A 17,540-nucleotide genomic window follows, 5' to 3' on the forward strand; every position below is an offset into this window, starting at 1 on the left:
ATTGATAACCCGGTTCAATGATTAGTTAGGTTTATCTCTAAAATCTAATCGATAAGCATCTGAGGGGGTTAGGCGATCGTGGAAACGCTGATTCTTTGGTTGACCCCCTCAGATCCTCCTCTACCACAAGCATTGAGCTGACGATTTTTCGTGATTTCACCCGATAAGGAGCCAGTTGTTGCTACAAAAACTTGACCCCCTCAGATCCATGGGTGTAAAATCAGCTTACTGCTTGAGTTTCAAATCTCAAGGGTTTGACCCTCTTTGAAGGGAAAAAGTGCTGAAACGGGATACATTCCAACGTACAAGTTCGGAGGGTTGGAAAGTTTGACCCTCTTTGAAGGGAAAAAGTGCTGAAACATCAATACCGACTTCATAGTCGGTTATGAATTGACGATGTTTGACCCTCTTTGAAGGGAAAAAGTGCTGAAACGTCTATGTTGTTGTTGTTGACTGCTCCGAATACCCGGGTTTGACCCTCTTTGAAGGGAAAAAGTGCTGAAACTTGTATAGGGGTTACCGTCCAGCCGAGGGGCTGCGATAACTGTTTGACCCTCTTTGAAGGGAAAAAGTGCTGAAACATCAGCTTCAGACTGTACCTGCATCTGAAACCCATCTGTTTGACCCTCTTTGAAGGGAAAAAGTGCTGAAACATGGCCGACATCCGTCTCCCGTAATACACCAATAGTTGTTTGACCCTCTTTGAAGGGAAAAAGTGCTGAAACTCTGCCCATTCCTCACAGACCGTCACTTGGACGAGAATGGTTTGACCCTCTTTGAAGGGAAAAAGTGCTGAAACATTACCTCGAACTCGAGGCTTACCGTGCTAGTCCCGTGTTTGACCCTCTTTGAAGGGAAAAAGTGCTGAAACTTAATTAGCCCCGATGAACACTCCAAGCGGAGTGCTCGGGTTTGACCCTCTTTGAAGGGAAAAAGTGCTGAAACTGGTGCGGTCCATTTGGGACCAGATAACCTCTTTAGGAATGGTTTGACCCTCTTTGAAGGGAAAAAGTGCTGAAACCTCAGCAGTCGGCCAGCGAAGGGTTTCTTCGCCAGTTGTTTGACCCTCTTTGAAGGGAAAAAGTGCTGAAACACCCAAACCCATTCTGTCGTTTCCTCTTCGCAGTTGGTTTGACCCTCTTTGAAGGGAAAAAGTGCTGAAACTCTGGTGCAATTACTGCACTGAATGACGTGAGGTTCATGTTTGACCCTCTTTGAAGGGAAAAAGTGCTGAAACGAATTAAAATTTCTTGAGCAGAAACACTAGAAACACCGTTTGACCCTCTTTGAAGGGAAAAAGTGCTGAAACGTTTATCACCTTTGGATCCGTCAGGTCGACGGTACCAGGTTTGACCCTCTTTGAAGGGAAAAAGTGCTGAAACGATTTGGGTTAAACGGAACGCCGTTAAAAGTTGTCATGTCGAGTTTGACCCTCTTTGAAGGGAAAAAGTGCTGAAACTCTTGAGTTTCATAACGAACTCCGTTGTTGTACATGCAGTTTGACCCTCTTTGAAGGGAAAAAGTGCTGAAACTAGACTGTATCCAAGGTCGAGGCTGTACTGCTGGTTTGACCCTCTTTGAAGGGAAAAAGTGCTGAAACATTGGAAAAACTTTCCTTGTTCATTTCATGTGGAAATCGTTTGACCCTCTTTGAAGGGAAAAAGTGCTGAAACTGCCCAGGGCAAAAGGCTTGCCCATGGAGAGTGGAGAAGGTTTGACCCTCTTTGAAGGGAAAAAGTGCTGAAACGGGACCCCAGGGTACTGCCCTTGGAGCAATTCCCACAACGTTTGACCCTCTTTGAAGGGAAAAAGTGCTGAAACAATTGCGAGAGCTTGGTTTAGCATGACACCGCCAGAAGGTGTTTGACCCTCTTTGAAGGGAAAAAGTGCTGAAACGAGCTCCACCCTTCCGGGTCGGAGCGAAAAGGTTGTTCGAGTTTGACCCTCTTTGAAGGGAAAAAGTGCTGAAACGGGCCCCTCCGGGCCCTCGACCCACTCCACACAAACTGGGTTTGACCCTCTTTGAAGGGAAAAAGTGCTGAAACGGATCGTCGACTGGGGACGGTTGGGATCAGCAGTAGTGGTTTGACCCTCTTTGAAGGGAAAAAGTGCTGAAACAGTGCAGTAACCGCATCGGACCCTTCAGAAGCCATCTGTTTGACCCTCTTTGAAGGGAAAAAGTGCTGAAAGAACAGTGGGAAGAAGAACTCATATCCATCTCCCTTAAAACCATATACGAACGCAGATCCTCGGTTGCAATGCTGGAACTGTTGCATTTAACCGAGTCTATGACGGCCATTTATTTGACTCAACCCGGTTCCCTACTCGACGCCAAACGTGGAGTGTTTGAACTGTGGCACGACGATCGCCGCCAACGGCGTATCCCCGCCAAACTGACCAGCCAGATCCTGGTGTTTGAAGACAGTCAACTGTCTAAAACAGCGATCGCCCTAGCGATTTCCTTTCGCTTACCTGTCTTATTTCTCGATCGCCACCATCGCCACCTCGGGCGCCTTCACCTCAACCCTAATAGTGGCTCCCAACACCGATCGCGACCTGGAACGCCCGATCCCGACGATCGTCGCGATCTCGCCGAACGCCTTGTCAGTGCTATCTTAAACAGTCGCCAAAGCTTATTAAATACCCTCGATGGTGCTATTTGTCCCACCGTCGAACTGACCCGAGGGACGATCGCCCGCATCCTCGACGAGTTGCCCACTGCATCCGGCGATCGCCTGCGCGAGCATCTGACGGGGGTAGACCGCCTCTACTATCCTGCTTTGCGCCAATGGTTGCGACTGAGCGCGGGAACGGTTCTCGCACCGATCGATCCCTGGTTCTATTTGGCTCACAGCTTACTCGAACAGGTGACCTATGGTTTTGTCCTCGATGCGGGAGTGAACCCCTACGAGTCGATTTTGCACTGTGACACTGGGGATAATCTGCCTTTAGTGCGCGATTTGATGCTGGAGTGGACTGTTACGCTCGTCGATCTACTGGTTCTTCGCTTTTGCATGGACGAGTTTCTATTTTCTGGCAATGGTAATGGCAGTCACTCCCCATTGAGTCGGCTGCGCGATCGCTTCGTCCAACAGTGGGAGACCCAACTCGCTAGCGAGGCGATCGCCGGAACCAGTTATCGTCAATGTTTGTTCGCTCAAGTCCGCCGCTACCGTGAAGCATTGTGGGGCGATCGGCTTTACTCGCCCGTATTGCTGCGATCGGAAAGCTTCGTCTCCGGGCAACCGTTGCGGGCGCTGCGATCGCGGCGCTCTCCGTGCACTCACTTAACTTAAACCCAAATTTCCGATCGAGAGGACACGGCGAGGCCGTGTCTTCTAGGCTCGTTGAGGAGAACAATGTTGTATTTAGTTTGTTACGATATCACGAAAGATAGTCGGCGCGTTCGGGTCGCCAAGCTGTTAGAAACTTATGGAATGCGGGTACAACAGTCTGTTTTCGAGCTGGTCTTGAACGAACAGCAGTACGCCACCTTGGAAAAGCGCCTGGTCAAACTCCTCGATCGCCGGGAAGACCAGTTACGGTTTTATCCGTTACCGCCACAAGTTCGCGATCGGGTAACGATTTTAGGAGTGCGATCTCCCTTTGCGATCGACGATCCCACCATTATCGTTTGATCTCCACTCCGAATCGAGAATTCAAGTTTGAATTAGGTGATTCCCCTACAGATCCAGTCCAACGCCCACCCTAGGAGAACGCGCTCTCCACCACTCGCCTCGGCTGTTAGAAAACTGAACAAAACTTAGTATATTTTATTGCGCGATCTTCTGAAGTTGTGGTTAAGCTATAAACAATGGAAACGACAAGTTTTTTCAGCTCTCTAACTTCCGACATGTGGGCTTGTACACAAGACAGGCACGAGACAGGCACGAGTCCGACCACTGCCGCGATCGTTTAGAGCAATCTATCGATTCTTTTCACCATCGTAGACCTATGAACTTACCCTTACCCACTAGCCTACCTCGCTGGTATACGGTTAAAGAAAACGAGGAGAAAGGATGGACTCCCGAAACGGATGATATTGTCGATAAGCCAGAAAATCGCGAAATTACCCAAGCGTGGAATGGTAGTTTTTGCCCACCGGAGGCGAGTCAATTTACCTTACGGTTAAACAATCTGCAAGTCATTAGTCCCGTGCAAGTCGGTGGGGGCAGTTTCCGAGAAGGCCATATTTTACCCGCACAATTTGGGGGAATTCCTTGCATACCGGGATCGAGTATTCGTGGAGCATTACTCAAGTGGATGAGACGAATTTGGTCGGATTTACCCCCCGACGAACAAGCTTTTTGGAATAAATTGATCGAAGGCGATCGCAGTGGGTGGCAACCGCGTCAAATTCGCTTTGAAAGCCTGTTTTTGAAAAAGCACTTAAAACCCTTTCCCCTCTACGCACAACAATCTTGGCAGGTTTTCGATACACGCAGTAATCAGCTCGGAGTACAATGGCAAGTATCTCCTGTTTTGCCCCCGACCAGTCCGCCTAAGTTTTCGATCCAAGTTTTACTCTCCCAAGAAGCCACTGAGTCCGAAAAAAGTTGGCTGAGAAACCGATTGGAGGAGATGTTAAAAGAGCAGGGTCTGGGAAGGGGAACGGCTTCCGGGTTTGGTCGGATGGCGCGATCGCTGCCTTTAACTGCAACTTGGGAAATTGCCCTCACTGGCACTAAACCTGCGATACAACAGCAAGATAATAAAGAGAATATAGTCGGTAAATATCGCTGGAGTCCCCAAGTGCTGCGGGCCACTTTGCGGGGTTATTTTACCCGCGTGGCGCTGTCATTGCTCTCTCGAAACGATGCTGAAACCCTCACCAGTAAAATCTTTGGCGGGTTGAACTCTCCGGCGCGATTGACTTTGACGAGTTATTTGACCCAGTGTCAGCGATCGCCCACTGCTGGAACAAATTATGCGAATATTCCCGCTAAAGACGCGCACAGCACTTGGATAATTCGAGCCGATTGTACCCCAGAATTTCAGGATTTGATAGACCCGTTGTTAAATATTGCCAGTCGCATAGGCGGGTTAGGACCGGGATGGCGTCGTCCCCCACATTCTTTTAGAAATAACTCCCTATTTCGCGGCAGTGAATTCACCCTCACCCCGAAATCGGAAGACTCGATTGACGGTTTAATCGAGGGGGTGCGAAGTCGGATTCGCCGTCTAGCTGCGGAGTATGATTTGCGGACTTTTCAGCAACCGAGAAGCGTACTCGGTGGGATTGTCAGCATTTGGCAAGGAAAACCCGACGCATGGGAGGCGATCGTGCATGGGGTATGCAGCACCCAGAATAATTCTAAACCGGACTGGTGCGGCAATTCCAAAACGCGCCCATCGGGTTATGCGGTACGGAAGTATGAGGATTGCTGCTGGATTACGGTATTCGATGCGGGTGTCGAAAACACTTTAGAGGATCGAGGATTTCGTAAAATTTGGCCGCGATCGCCTCAATGATGGCAGTTATGCAAAGACGCTGTATCTCGGGAATCTGGCGGCGGATTGACGATCGCTGAAATGACGTAAATTCGTAAAGCCCCGCGCACCTTATTCCATAAGGATTACAGCCATTTTTGAGGAAATCGTTCAATTAGATTGTCATGACATTTTTGCTCCCCCGCCAAAATCTCCTCTGGAACCCTCACCAGCTCGGCGGTTTAGACGGGTAGAGCGATCGACCTTCATTAGAAGGAAAAGGTGCTGAAACCTTGTGGCTGGAATGTAGAATACCTTCTTCTCTGAAGCGATCGACCTTCATTAGAAGGAAAAGGTGCTGAAACCCACATTTGGTCTACATCCGGGGGGATGTAGTTTTTGCGATCGACCTTCATTAGAAGGAAAAGGTGCTGAAACTACAACGTTGAAGTCAGTTTCCAACTGACGGAAGGCGATCGACCTTCATTAGAAGGAAAAGGTGCTGAAACAATCAAAGCTTGGTTCGAGACCAATCGATAATTCCTAGCGATCGACCTTCATTAGAAGGAAAAGGTGCTGAAACTTCAACCCAAGATCCTCGTCGATTTCCAATCGAACGCGATCGACCTTCATTAGAAGGAAAAGGTGCTGAAACTCAACCCCATAGCAATCCGCCAGCACGGTTAATTGGTCTGCGATCGACCTTCATTAGAAGGAAAAGGTGCTGAAACGGGTTCTTGCCCGACAAACTAGAGGTAATCTCTAGCGATCGACCTTCATTAGAAGGAAAAGGTGCTGAAACAGATAGATACTCTCTTGGGCTAGTAATCTCAACCCTTGCGATCGACCTTCATTAGAAGGAAAAGGTGCTGAAACTTTCTCAAGGATTATTTGATTTAATTATTTGGGTAGGCGATCGACCTTCATTAGAAGGAAAAGGTGCTGAAACACTCGCAATCGCTTCGAGCGATAGATCTTCTTGGCAGCGATCGACCTTCATTAGAAGGAAAAGGTGCTGAAACAAGTATATGAACCTAGTCGATCTTCTAATGATTGATTCGCGATCGACCTTCATTAGAAGGAAAAGGTGCTGAAACGAATCCCATATTCTAGGTCTCTTCTTCCAATAATCTGCGATCGACCTTCATTAGAAGGAAAAGGTGCTGAAACCTTGTGTCGGGACAACACCTCCTCTAGTTGCTGCGGGGGAGCGATCGACCTTCATTAGAAGGAAAAGGTGCTGAAACTTCAGGAAAGTTGCGAACCTTTGGCCGCTAAGTTTACGCGATCGACCTTCATTAGAAGGAAAAGGTGCTGAAACCTTATATACTTTCTTATCAACTGAGGCGGCGCTCAAGCGATCGACCTTCATTAGAAGGAAAAGGTGCTGAAACAATCCACTCTAGAGGGAGAGTGCAGAAGTAACCATGTGCGATCGACCTTCATTAGAAGGAAAAGGTGCTGAAACAGCAGTTCGACGCTATGTGGCGCTGGAGAAACAGCGATCGACCTTCATTAGAAGGAAAAGGTGCTGAAACATCTTTGATATCTGCCCTTTCCCATCCTTTAAGGTTCGTAGCGATCTTCGTTAGAAGGAAAATGTGCTGAAACTTTCTGTTTATGAGTAAAATAGAAGAAGGTGACAAAAAACAGAAACTTTTTTGATTTTCCAGACAATACAGTATGTCCATCACCTTCAGGCAGTCTAAAATTGAAATTCCCGAAGCGGCGATCGCTCAAATTTGCCAGGATTACCATATCCGCAAACTCGCCCTTTTTGGTTCGATTCTGCGTGATGACTTTCGTCCGGATAGCGATATCGATATTCTGGTTGAATTCCAACCGGGAAAAACACCCGGTTTTGGTTTCATCGACATCCAAGACTGTCTCAGCAACTTACTGGGACGGACTGTGGATTTGAATACTCCCCAAGACCTCAGTCGCTATTTTCGCGATCGCGTGGTTTCAGAAGCTGAGGTGATTTATGGTGAACGCTGATGCAGTACGACTACAACATCCAATTGATGCTGTCTAAAAAGTGACTTGCAATACAACCTCATACCAAATCCGGTTGTAAAAAATCGGTTTTCGCTCTCTCTTTAGCCTGCGGAGGCAGGCTTTGTCCGTATAGCCGCACCCTTCCAGGGTGTCCGGTTTTTAAAATTTTGAGAACTCAACTCAACAAAAAAAAACGATCGCAGTTTCCTAGACTTAACAAACTGCGATCGCTTTCTTCAATTTTCTAATAACAACTCTCAAACCTTACGCAGGAGTCCCACTCTCCCGCGCATCTTTAAGGCGCATCGTCCAAAACTGAATCGCCTCGGCAATCTCCATCAACAAATCTGTCAGCAACACTTGCTGATTGAAGTCCAATTCGCGAAATATTTCCTGAAAATTATCGGTATTCATCTCATAGTCAATCCCCAATTCAGTCCCGACAATTTTACAGAGAACCTCTCGCGCTACACTCCAAGCAAAGTAACGCCTTTCTTCTTCCGACACAACTCCTTCAGACGGCAACTGTCCCCCGAGTAAGCGCTGCGATCGCGACATCGCCCAAAACCTTTCCACTCCCCAACTGGCAACATAATCGGCAATCCCACGAGCAGCATTTTGCCAATCATCAAATCCCTCAATTCCTGAATTGAGCAACCGAAACACTTCCCGATCTAATTCATAAGAACAAACTGGCATTTTCTCCTCCTAATACTGTGTTTTGAGAACCCTGATAGGGATCTCTATCTATAGCCCCCCTTTTTAAGGGGGGTTGGGGGGATCGAACCGGATCGTTATTCTTGAGAAAGGGTAGAATCGGCTGTTTGAGCGATCGCAATTCGCCCGTAACCGACACTCCACAATCCTCCTAAATAATGCTCCGATCGCAAAAATTTCTCCCATTCCCCTATCTGTTCCACTTTTTCCGGGTTGCGAATCGTCCAACTGGTCATAAACACCGCCCCCGGAGGCAACCCTTCCACCGCAAACAGATTCTTGACCAAACTGCCTTTCTTATCGGGTTCCTCGTTTAAACTCACTCGCGGTTGTCGAACCAATCCCATATCCACGATTAAATTGATACTATCGCTGGGAACGATAATGCGGCGATCCGGGGGAACCTCTGAGGGGGCGGGTAAACTCAGAGTACAGGTTTGGATTTGGGTTAACTTCAACCAGCGCAGATACACCGTTTGGTTATTGAATTGAGGATCGGTGGCGTAGATATTTCCCTCGGTCAAATTCAGCAGATTTTGCTGAGATAATTGCTGATAGCGATTCAACCAAGCGGGACAACTCACCCACCAACTGCCATACCCCAAAACGTGAATCGGCCACCACACGGGCCATCCCCAACCCAAGGCAATATAACCCGGTGAGATATTTTCATCTTTGCCGCCAAACCAATTACTCACATACCCTTGATACTCGGAACTGTGTTCGGCACCTTCGCGCAAGGCACCCCGGAGGGAACTGCCGGGAATAGTGGGAGTGCGATCGCTCAGACGGTAAATGGGATTATTATTCCCCCGAGAACTGCTATCCGCACCCCCAATATGCACGGGTTCGCGACAAATCAACCATTCAATTGCCATTGTTTTGCTTCTCCTCAAATAACCATAAATGTCCGTAACCCAGGCAGTGGCGATGGTGCCGATCCGGCAACGGTGCGGATGTTTCTAAAGGCGCTTCCCCCTCCCACAGGTAAACTGCCCCTGCAGGGGTCAACCATTCCCCAGGGGTCAACACTTGCACCTTGCGTTCGGGGTTGTGGCGATCGCGCACGGATTTCCACGACTGCCAAGGAATACCCACCTCTGCGGCATATCCGGCGATCGGCACTTGGGCAGGATAGGGAACCGAGAGAAAATTTTCCTCCTCATACCACAATGCGCCAGTGAGCAACACCGCCCCAGTTCCCTGAAAACTCTCCGCTTTCCCTTCCAACCAATCAACGGTAAGATCCTCTTCGTCTTCCCGTTTAATGCTCACCGGGGTTGCCCCAGCACCGATACAACTCCAAGGCGGATTGGGAAGTCGTTGCTGCCAGTCATAATTGCCGATAATTTTCACCAAAATTGACCAACCCGGATCCATCAAAGTGGTTTTTTCCGCAAAAAACCCGCCCTCGTCTTTCACTTCAAATTCTTCGCGACTGTTGTGACTTAGCGTCAGTTTTTGCCAGGGAAACTCTTGCAAATCAGGTTCTTTTCGCGATCCGTCTCGCCACAATTGCTTGAGGGTAATCCCGGAAATCAGATAGCGACCCCCCACCACCTCAATTGAGGCATCTCGATGTTGAGATTGCACCTGCCAGCGATTCTCCTCCCACACCATCCGAAAAATCTCCGGGGGAATCTTCTGTTTCTTCTTCTTTTGGGGCGATCGCTCTAACTCATAAACAGGCAATGGCAGAATCACATAAATTCTTCCGGGGTTCGACAAATACCAAAATGGCCCGCACAAGGTGCAATCGGTGGGCAAGTTCAAACAAGCGGCCAATTGATGACCGTTTGGCGGCCACCGACAGTCTACTTGACCGCTATTTTGTCCCACTGGCGTCAGATTCCCGATCGCTACGGTTCCCGCAGGAGATATCGAATACCAACTTTGTTCCAATTCACTCATGGGTTATTTCCCCCAACTCGTTCGACCCATTTTTCCCGTTCCCGTTGTTGTCGCGCCAGAAATCCCATGACGCTAATCCAACCAATCCACCAAGACCAGTTTCCCAATTCATCGTCAAACTCATCATATTCAGCGACAGTTTCGATCGCTTCCCATGTGAGAGCAATCCCCACACTCGCCCACAGGGTTTCGATTAAATCCCGAACTGTATCAACATCAGATTGCTGCAATCGATTGCTTTCCAGATAGGACAGCAGTTTTTCCCAGCGATTTAACTCCGTTTTCTCCTCAGTTGTGAGTCCCACGTGCATCAGCAGTTCCCACAAGCGCCAAGGACAAACCCAGTCCAAGGATTGACCGCTATTGAATAGCACTTTGATACAGACGCGATCGCGCCCTTGATTTTTCGCTTCTTTATACGCTTCGGTTAACCCCCGATGCCATAAGGATTGTGGAATTCGCCGTTGGGCGATCGCCACCCCCAAGCTAAAATCCATGCGCTGTCCCGGAACCGGATAAATCTCCGATTCCCGTTTCACCCACCCATCCACTGGCGGGTCTAAGGGTTGGGTTAAAGGTGAGAGTTGACCCCGCCACAACCGATATAAATTGCTAGTGAGGGAAACGGCTTCGGTGAGTGGCCCCAACAACAGAAAATCATCCCCGCCTGCAAAGATAACTTTGGCGTTGTGGTGTCGTTCTGTCAAGGGATACAGCAGTTGATTCCAGCATCCAAATAACACCGACAAATCCAGGACGTGAGGCAAGTCCAGTTTGCGGGTGGCGTTGGCGCTTAAAGTCGGCGGGTCGATGTTTAACTGATGTTGGAGGATCGCATCTTGATTCAGATGCCATCGCGACCACTGCAATTTTAAGGTTTCATACTGTTTCCCAGACAGCCATTTTCCCATATTGTCGCCATCGCCGCGCCATCCCACCGTCCATTCGATGGGACTTTCCCACCCTTGACTGAGATCTTCCCAGTCTTTAATAATCTTTTTCTCGTCGTCTGTATCTTTTTTTTCTTGAGGCACTCTTTCCTTGAGGTAGCGCCGTTCGAGGATGCGTGGATAAGCGAAATGAGGGGGATTTTTACCATCGACTTTAGGCATTCCCCACCGGAAATTAGGTTTTTCATCTAGGCAACATTGGTATAAAGTGTCTAGAGTATCGTTCCACGTCTCGGCATCGATGCGATCGACAACCCAAGCGGCGGCGACAGTGGCGCGATCGGGGAATTGGCCCCAAGGACAAGGAGGCGGTGTTCTGCCCCACAACAGTTGTAAAGTCGGTTCGATAATGTCCGGAACCGAGGCCAACCGACGGACGAATTCGATACTATTAAGGCGATCGTCACTATCCACCAATCCAGAGAGGCGATCTCGACTTTCATTTGCCGCCCGCAACCACCATTCTTTCAACTGAGAATCGGGCAATCCCCAAGTTCCTCCGTCATGGATCGGTTTGAGTCCCGGATGCCAAATTGACAAATGTCCGGCGCTAGGACTGGTACGACCTCCCCACCAAGTTGCTTGCCACTGGCGACCAATTTTACGCGATTCGATCCGTTCGCGCAATTGTTTGATATCTTGACTGACGGTTGCCAAAGAAAGGGGCGTGCTTTCGGTATAAACTGACCAGAGATAGGCGTTATCCCGGTGAATGACTTGCCATCCTTGACCGTTGAGTAAATGGGGACTGTAGCGTTGGGAAACTTCTTCTTCCAATGCCTCCAGAAATTTACCCCATTCTTGGGTAATAATGGGATTAAAATCCTGCAACCAAGTTTCATCTTGCGGATGCAATCCAGTGATAACGTTGGGGAGTTCTGCTTGCCAAAAACGATCGCGATCGCAGGGTTCGTCACGCAACCAATTGAGTAATGGGGAAGACCGATGCAAGGGTAACAACACTTGCCCCTGACGTTCTTCCCACCGATAAATCGCCACAGCAGTGAGATAATGGCATAACCAAGAAGCAACCGCCCAATCGCGCAATCGTTCTCCACCGCCTAAAAATTCTTGAACCGGGCCAAAAGAGAGGACGCCCAGGTGAGTTAATTCCGGGTTGGAAGCTGCTGCAACTTGCCGACAAGCTTCAATGGATGCACCCCCTCCCCACCAAAACTGCGATTTTAAATAAGCACTTGTTTGCCATTCTCCACTGACTGGATGAATGGATATCTCTGGGGAAGCATCCGGCAGATTTTGATAAATCTGCTGTTGTTGAATCAGCCAATCTTCTATAGCAATCCTAAGTCATTTGTGGCAAAAATCCATAAGAATATAGCTTAGGGAAATCAAAAACTTGGCCATCAGCAAATATCTTGAATAGCTCTTTAACTCTTTTAAATGAATCACATAAAAAATAAAATGTTCTCAAGAAATTTTTAGTTTGCAGCCAAATATCTTCAACTGGATTTTGCTCGGGAGCATTCGGAGCAAACTTCGTACAAGTAATCAACCATTCATCTTCTTCTAAGCCTTCATTTAGCTCTTTTAAAAAATCTCGAAATTGTTGAGAGTCGTGATACCTGGCACCATCCCAAAAAATGGCTAATTTTTGTCCCGGTCTTTGTTCTCGTAAGTATTGTATAAACTGAATGGTATTGTCGGTATCGGCTTTCGGGTATTCTTGAAGAATAAATTCATGAGTTTGGTAATCTAAAGCGCCATAATAACTTTGGCGACTTTTTTGGTTTTTAATGGGAATTTCGACTCTTATATCTTTTCTTCCCCAAACAAAACCCAAGACGTCTCCCCAAAGAAGATGACATTCATCAATCATAAACACAGCAAGCTTTCCAGCTTTGATATCCTCTTCCCAGTCCTTAAGCTTCTTTTGAATTTCTTCTTCTTTTTTTTTGACTAGCTTTTCATCTTTGGCTGGATTCTTTTTTTGCGACTTTTTCCAGCTCATGCCAGCCGCTTTCAGCAAGTCATAATAACTTTGATTTGAAGAATAAATCACGTTGTATTCTTGCTGCAAATATCGTTTTAAGTCAGACAATCTCAAATACTCTTGTTGTCTTATCCATGAAGTGATTTGTGTTTTTTCTTCCGGTTTTAGATAGCCTTTACTTCCTTTGTATTGAAGATTCAAACTCTCAACACCCTCAAAAATTGCTTTATTTTTCCATTGACTAACGAAGCTCGAAGAAACATTTAATATTTCTTCAATTTTCTTAGAGGGTTGACCAGATAATTTCATTTTGGCTGCCAATGCTCTCTTCATTTCTTTGGTATTTGTGGTATTTTCAATGAAATTATCTAGCTCGTCTATGATATTCATGAGGTCTGTCTGATATTGAGAATCTTCCGTGTATATTATAACAAAAAAAGCTTCCATGAATCATTTAGGACTGCTATACATTCATTTACAGATTTTCCTCAATATTTTCAACAATTTCACGATAGGTAGTTGCTCTTTCTTGCACTTCATCGGTTAATCCAGCAAGGTCGATAATATAGTGGAGATAGTCAACGGCAACTTGGGCGGGATGTTTTTCGTGAGTGACGCTTCCCAGTTCTTCGGTTTTTTTGTCCAATAATTCATCAATGCGATCGCCCAGCAAACTGTGGTAAAGCTTATTCCGAATACTGGTAAATGCTTGAGTAGTCTTTGGCTTTGATTCTAATTCCCAGATGTCTACATAAAATTTTTTGAACTTTACCCAATTGCAATCAGTGACAGGGGCAATAGTAAACTGATGGATTTCTTTTTTTGGAGAAATATACTCCCAAACTCCTTTGGTCAACAAAGGATAAACTATAGCTGCAATCGAGCAAGGGGAAATATCTTTTTGGTCAGGGTCTAGCAATTTTATGCCTTGCCATTCATAATCGCCATTTCCCTGTTTCTCGATTAGCAGCAGAATCGCCAACTCAAACGCCCCAGCAACGCGCAAATACCAGTGCATCCACTGACTGCGATCGCGAAATGCCGTCTCACTCCAGACTGCGATCGCCACTCGTTCGATAATCCCCTCTCGTCCCGTAAGATTTTCGCGCCCTGTTAAATTCAAAGAAACCGCGCGATCGAGTTCTTGTAACTTCGTCTTAATTTCCTCTATACTGTGCGGATGACTTTTAAGAATTTGCAAAGCGCCACTAAAATCCTGAATTTTCAATAACTCCCGGATTTGCGGAACTTTCAGATGCCATTGCCAGTGCGTCCCCGAATGAGGTTCGCATTCTAACTGTTCCTCTGAAATATAAACAAAATCAATTGATTTTACCGTTAACTTGCGCTCAATCCCCCACAAATATAAAGCACCATTCAAAGCTGGCGTTCCACTGCTATGCTGTACGATAATCTTGTCAATCAGGATAGATTCCTCCTTTGTCGGCTGAAAATAGATATAATCTCCTTCAAAGTTAATCAAAATTTTGAAAAGTTTTTCTATTTTTTCCGCCATTCCTTCCCAGTCTGCTGTCCCGTTTAGTAAATTGGGTTCTATTTTAAATCGAACGGAATACTGTTTGATGTTATTCTTGTCGCACCATTTAGCCAGAATTTCTTTCCACCAAATTCCATCCTTTGCAACAATATTTGCCCAACCCTGCCCAGTTTCACTACGTTGCGATTGCCAATCAGTCTGGTCAGTTAATATAAAACAGAATAACGCGGTACTGGAGTTGACTCCCTCTGTAGCGGTGATTAGTTTACGAATTAACGGAAAATCAAAATCAGTTTTTCCTTCACAAAATTTTTTAGAATTAATTCCCGCTCGACGCTCGATCCCTTTTAAGCTATCGCTTTCGGTGAGAGTTTCCCATCCCTTAAGGTCGCCCGATGTAATGTCGCTATTGCCTAGAACTTGCAAGATTAAGGTAGTCACTTCTATTTTTAGCCTCAAATTGAATAACTGTTCGTGACCAGGAGGTCAAACGCTCTCTTGTATTTAATTAGGGTGGAGGCGATCGCATTATGCGCTGCCATCCTTGCTCTAAGTCTCGCAAACTCTCATTCAAAAGTTTTTTAAACAAAGAAGGTGGTTTCGCCAGACGCTGCAATCGACAGCTCGCCTCCTTCAGGCGATCGCTATATTCATTCCCAGTAGAAATCGGCAAATGGGGAGGCCAATTATTTTGCTCCTCAAGCAGTTGAGCGTAGATCGCCGATCGCCTGTCAATTTGACACCATTTGCGAATTTGTTCGGCGAGTTTTTCCGGTTCTGCCGACCAATTTTGTCGAGCCAAATCATTTCGAGCTTCTAGATCGAATAAATCTGGCTGGTTGTGTAACAGTTGCAAAAAGCCTTCAATTGTTTTCTGTGCGGCAGTAGGTGGAGAAATCTTCGCTCGCAATTCGGCTTTATAATTTTTATGAACCTTTGCATGAAGCTTAACTCGCTTTTCTAGAATGGCCAGTTTCCTAACCACCCGAGGATCCGATTGACTTTGACACCAACGGGCGATCGCCTCCCACAATTCCCTCGGATCGTTGGGTTCGCAATCTATCAATTCCGCCAACTGTTCGCGATCGCCCCACGACAACCACTCGCGATCGCCCCACGACAACCATGCCGGATCTCGCTCTAGTAATAAGCAAAACGCTTCTAACTTCCGTTGAGCGCGGCGATCGCAAACCCAACGTCGCCCCTCCCGAACCCCCCAAACCGTGAAACCAAACAATAAAGCGGCCAAAAAGCTCAGAAATATGGCAACTGTCACCGGATGCAAGGTATTAAAAGGTGTAGGAATCCATCCCACCGTCACCTCGCCGTTATTGCTACCTGCAGTGAGTAACCCGGCACTAGAGGCAAAAATCGCAGCACCTCCCAACCCTCCACTGATGATATAGGCCAAGTCTTGCAACTCGCGATCGCGCTTGGCCTGAGCTTCATCTTTGCTCCGTAATTCCTGCAAGTATTGCTGTTCCCGTTGTTTCTCTAGTTTTTCTTGTCGTTCTTTCTCTTCTTGACGCTCGCGTTCCCGTTGTTTTTCCGCCACTTCCAGCCGCCGTAAAGATTGGGAGTTCAAATATTCTTGCATTTCATGAACTTCATCATGAACTTCACGATAAAGTTGCTCTAACTGCAAGACTTCTTGCCACTTGCGATAACAACGGTGATAGTTGTCCCGTTGCATAACTTGAGTAAAATATCCTCGGGCGGTAAATAAGAAGAGGCGATCGCGAATCCGTTCAAATTCTTGCAATCTTTGCTCTTCAGCAGCTAGCCAAAAATTGGCTACCTGCTGTGATAATGACATCAGAGCAAATCGTTGGTACTGCGCTAATAAAAACAAGAGAAAATACTGGCTTTTTACATGTTGGGGTAATGTTTCTTTAAAAAATACTTCTTCCGGACTGTCGATCGCTAAAAAAGTACCTCCCTCCAGGGTGAAAATAAACCAATGGTTTCTCGCATACGCCAACCAAGGTTGAGGGTTAGGATCTAAGTGTTCTGGTGCCGGATATTCCCCCTGATTTGAATTAAAAAAATGTTGCAATTTATAGAGTAAGTGAAACTGATTAATTTCTGACTGAGGTAAATCGTTTACATACAAGCATACAAATGGGATTAGGCGATCGGGTACAAAAATATCATCCCACCAAATCTCGCGGCTAACCGTTTGTAATAAGGCCATGACCACAGCTTTAAAAACACTGCGATCGCCATTGCCATTCCCCAATTTCTCGGGAAAATAATCTTCATCTCCTTTATCTGTCCTCTTATAGGCTTTGACCTCCGTCCCTTGTCTAGGAACTAAAAAACGAAAGAAGTGCAAAAAATCAAGCCAATCGAGCAGAATATTGCCGATCGGTTGCACTTGTACCCTTAAAAACCCTACACCTCCATTAAATAAAATCATTGATACGCCATCAACACCGCTCCCCTTTTTATTCCTTTTTTTATTGCCTTTTTGACCCCAATAAAAATCAATTATTTTCTTTTTTAAATAAAGTTTCCATTGAGCATCTAATCCGAAATGAGAGCGGATCCGATTATCGTTAGACAGTTTCCAGGATGTAGCTGTTGCTTTTTCTGTGGTTAAAGGATTCAGATAATTCTTTACGTGAAATAGTAAATCATCTTTGGGCAATGAAGTGGCGTCCCAGATTTTTATATTTTGATTTTTGGATTGAATTGTTGCACGGTCAACTGTTTCATTAAATTGAGTAAACCGATCTGCATCAAAAGTAAAAGGATAAACAAAATAAATAAATGATGAACGATGGTTGACCGTTACTTGTTCAAGTTGCATTGGATTGTTTCCTTATCTTTGCATCGTTTGAAACTTTTCCGAACCTATAAATATCCTACGATCGCCGATCTTTCAAACGGGCATATGTTCTATTTCTAAAATAAAAGACTGATACAATTTTTTAGGGTAGCAACAATACAAACAATCATTCAATTGAGGAGTGGCTTCAGAGCGGAAATTATAGGTCTCATTAACCCTAGTAACAACAGCTAAATATTCAATTGTGTATCAAAATTGTTTGTAATTATATAATTGACGATCGCCTCCTTTATC

The 17,540-nt window shown here is 46.2% G+C and carries 11 protein-coding genes and 2 CRISPR repeat arrays; of the genes, 4 read left to right on the top strand and 7 right to left on the bottom strand.

Annotated features, from left to right (window positions below; genetic code table 11):
• Nucleotides 1-252: 252 nt before the first annotated feature.
• Nucleotides 253-2,190: direct repeats of the CRISPR family, unit length 35 nt; unit sequence GTTTGACCCTCTTTGAAGGGAAAAAGTGCTGAAAC.
• Between the two features lie 68 nt (nucleotides 2,191-2,258).
• The 4 genes from cas1 (at nucleotide 2,259) to HCG48_RS17305 (ending at nucleotide 7,428) form a co-directional block, all read left to right on the top strand.
• A complete protein-coding gene (gene cas1, locus HCG48_RS17290) occupies nucleotides 2,259-3,296 on the top strand; it encodes a CRISPR-associated endonuclease Cas1 (RefSeq protein ID WP_210437065.1) in 1,038 nt (345 codons plus the stop codon).
• Nucleotides 3,297-3,359: 63 nt separating this feature from the next.
• On the top strand, nucleotides 3,360-3,638 hold the full coding sequence (cas2, locus tag HCG48_RS17295) for a CRISPR-associated endonuclease Cas2 (protein WP_168570257.1): 279 nt from the start codon (nucleotides 3,360-3,362) through the stop codon (nucleotides 3,636-3,638).
• Nucleotides 3,639-3,954: 316 nt separating this feature from the next.
• Entirely contained in the window at nucleotides 3,955-5,472 is a 1,518-nt protein-coding gene (locus tag HCG48_RS17300) for an RAMP superfamily CRISPR-associated protein (RefSeq protein ID WP_168570258.1), read from the top strand.
• 213 nt (nucleotides 5,473-5,685) lie between these two features.
• A CRISPR array of direct repeats spans nucleotides 5,686-7,041; the repeat unit is 37 nt; unit sequence GCGATCGACCTTCATTAGAAGGAAAAGGTGCTGAAAC.
• Between the two features lie 72 nt (nucleotides 7,042-7,113).
• The gene (locus HCG48_RS17305; protein WP_168570259.1) at nucleotides 7,114-7,428 is read left to right on the top strand and encodes a nucleotidyltransferase family protein; all 315 of its coding nucleotides are present in this window, start codon (nucleotides 7,114-7,116) and stop codon (nucleotides 7,426-7,428) included.
• 264 nt (nucleotides 7,429-7,692) lie between these two features.
• On the opposite strand, the gene HCG48_RS17310 is transcribed toward HCG48_RS17305, so the two are convergent.
• The 7 genes from HCG48_RS17310 to HCG48_RS17340 all read right to left on the bottom strand — a co-directional run bounded on the left by HCG48_RS17310 (nucleotide 7,693) and on the right by HCG48_RS17340 (nucleotide 16,874).
• Nucleotides 7,693-8,127 carry a hypothetical protein gene (locus HCG48_RS17310; protein WP_168570260.1) on the bottom strand — a complete coding sequence of 145 codons (435 nt, stop codon included), beginning with the start codon at nucleotides 8,125-8,127 and terminating at the stop codon, nucleotides 7,693-7,695.
• Nucleotides 8,128-8,222: 95 nt separating this feature from the next.
• Nucleotides 8,223-9,023: an RAMP superfamily CRISPR-associated protein gene (locus tag HCG48_RS17315; protein WP_210437066.1), complete on the bottom strand. Its 801-nt coding sequence runs from the start codon at nucleotides 9,021-9,023 to the stop codon at nucleotides 8,223-8,225.
• Nucleotides 9,013-10,056: a hypothetical protein gene (locus HCG48_RS17320; RefSeq protein WP_168570262.1), complete on the bottom strand. Its 1,044-nt coding sequence runs from the start codon at nucleotides 10,054-10,056 to the stop codon at nucleotides 9,013-9,015. The genes HCG48_RS17315 and HCG48_RS17320 overlap by 11 nt, the downstream gene beginning before the upstream one ends.
• Nucleotides 10,053-12,308 carry a Cas10/Cmr2 second palm domain-containing protein gene (locus HCG48_RS17325; protein WP_168571943.1) on the bottom strand — a complete coding sequence of 752 codons (2,256 nt, stop codon included), beginning with the start codon at nucleotides 12,306-12,308 and terminating at the stop codon, nucleotides 10,053-10,055. Before HCG48_RS17325 ends, HCG48_RS17320 begins: the two co-directional genes overlap by 4 nt.
• A gap of 1 nt (nucleotide 12,309) precedes the next feature.
• Nucleotides 12,310-13,347, bottom strand: a complete 1,038-nt coding sequence (locus HCG48_RS17330; RefSeq protein ID WP_168571816.1) for an IS630 family transposase — start codon at nucleotides 13,345-13,347, stop codon at nucleotides 12,310-12,312.
• Between the two features lie 85 nt (nucleotides 13,348-13,432).
• Entirely contained in the window at nucleotides 13,433-14,896 is a 1,464-nt protein-coding gene (locus HCG48_RS17335; protein ID WP_168570263.1) for a hypothetical protein, read from the bottom strand.
• A gap of 67 nt (nucleotides 14,897-14,963) precedes the next feature.
• Nucleotides 14,964-16,874 (bottom strand): hypothetical protein, encoded by a 1,911-nt coding sequence (locus HCG48_RS17340; protein ID WP_168570264.1) that lies wholly within the window; start codon nucleotides 16,872-16,874, stop codon nucleotides 14,964-14,966.
• Between the last annotated feature and the right edge of the window lie 666 nt (nucleotides 16,875-17,540).

The sequence above is a fragment of the Oxynema aestuarii AP17 genome (genome assembly GCF_012295525.1).
GTDB lineage: Bacteria > Cyanobacteriota > Cyanobacteriia > Cyanobacteriales > Laspinemataceae > Oxynema > Oxynema aestuarii.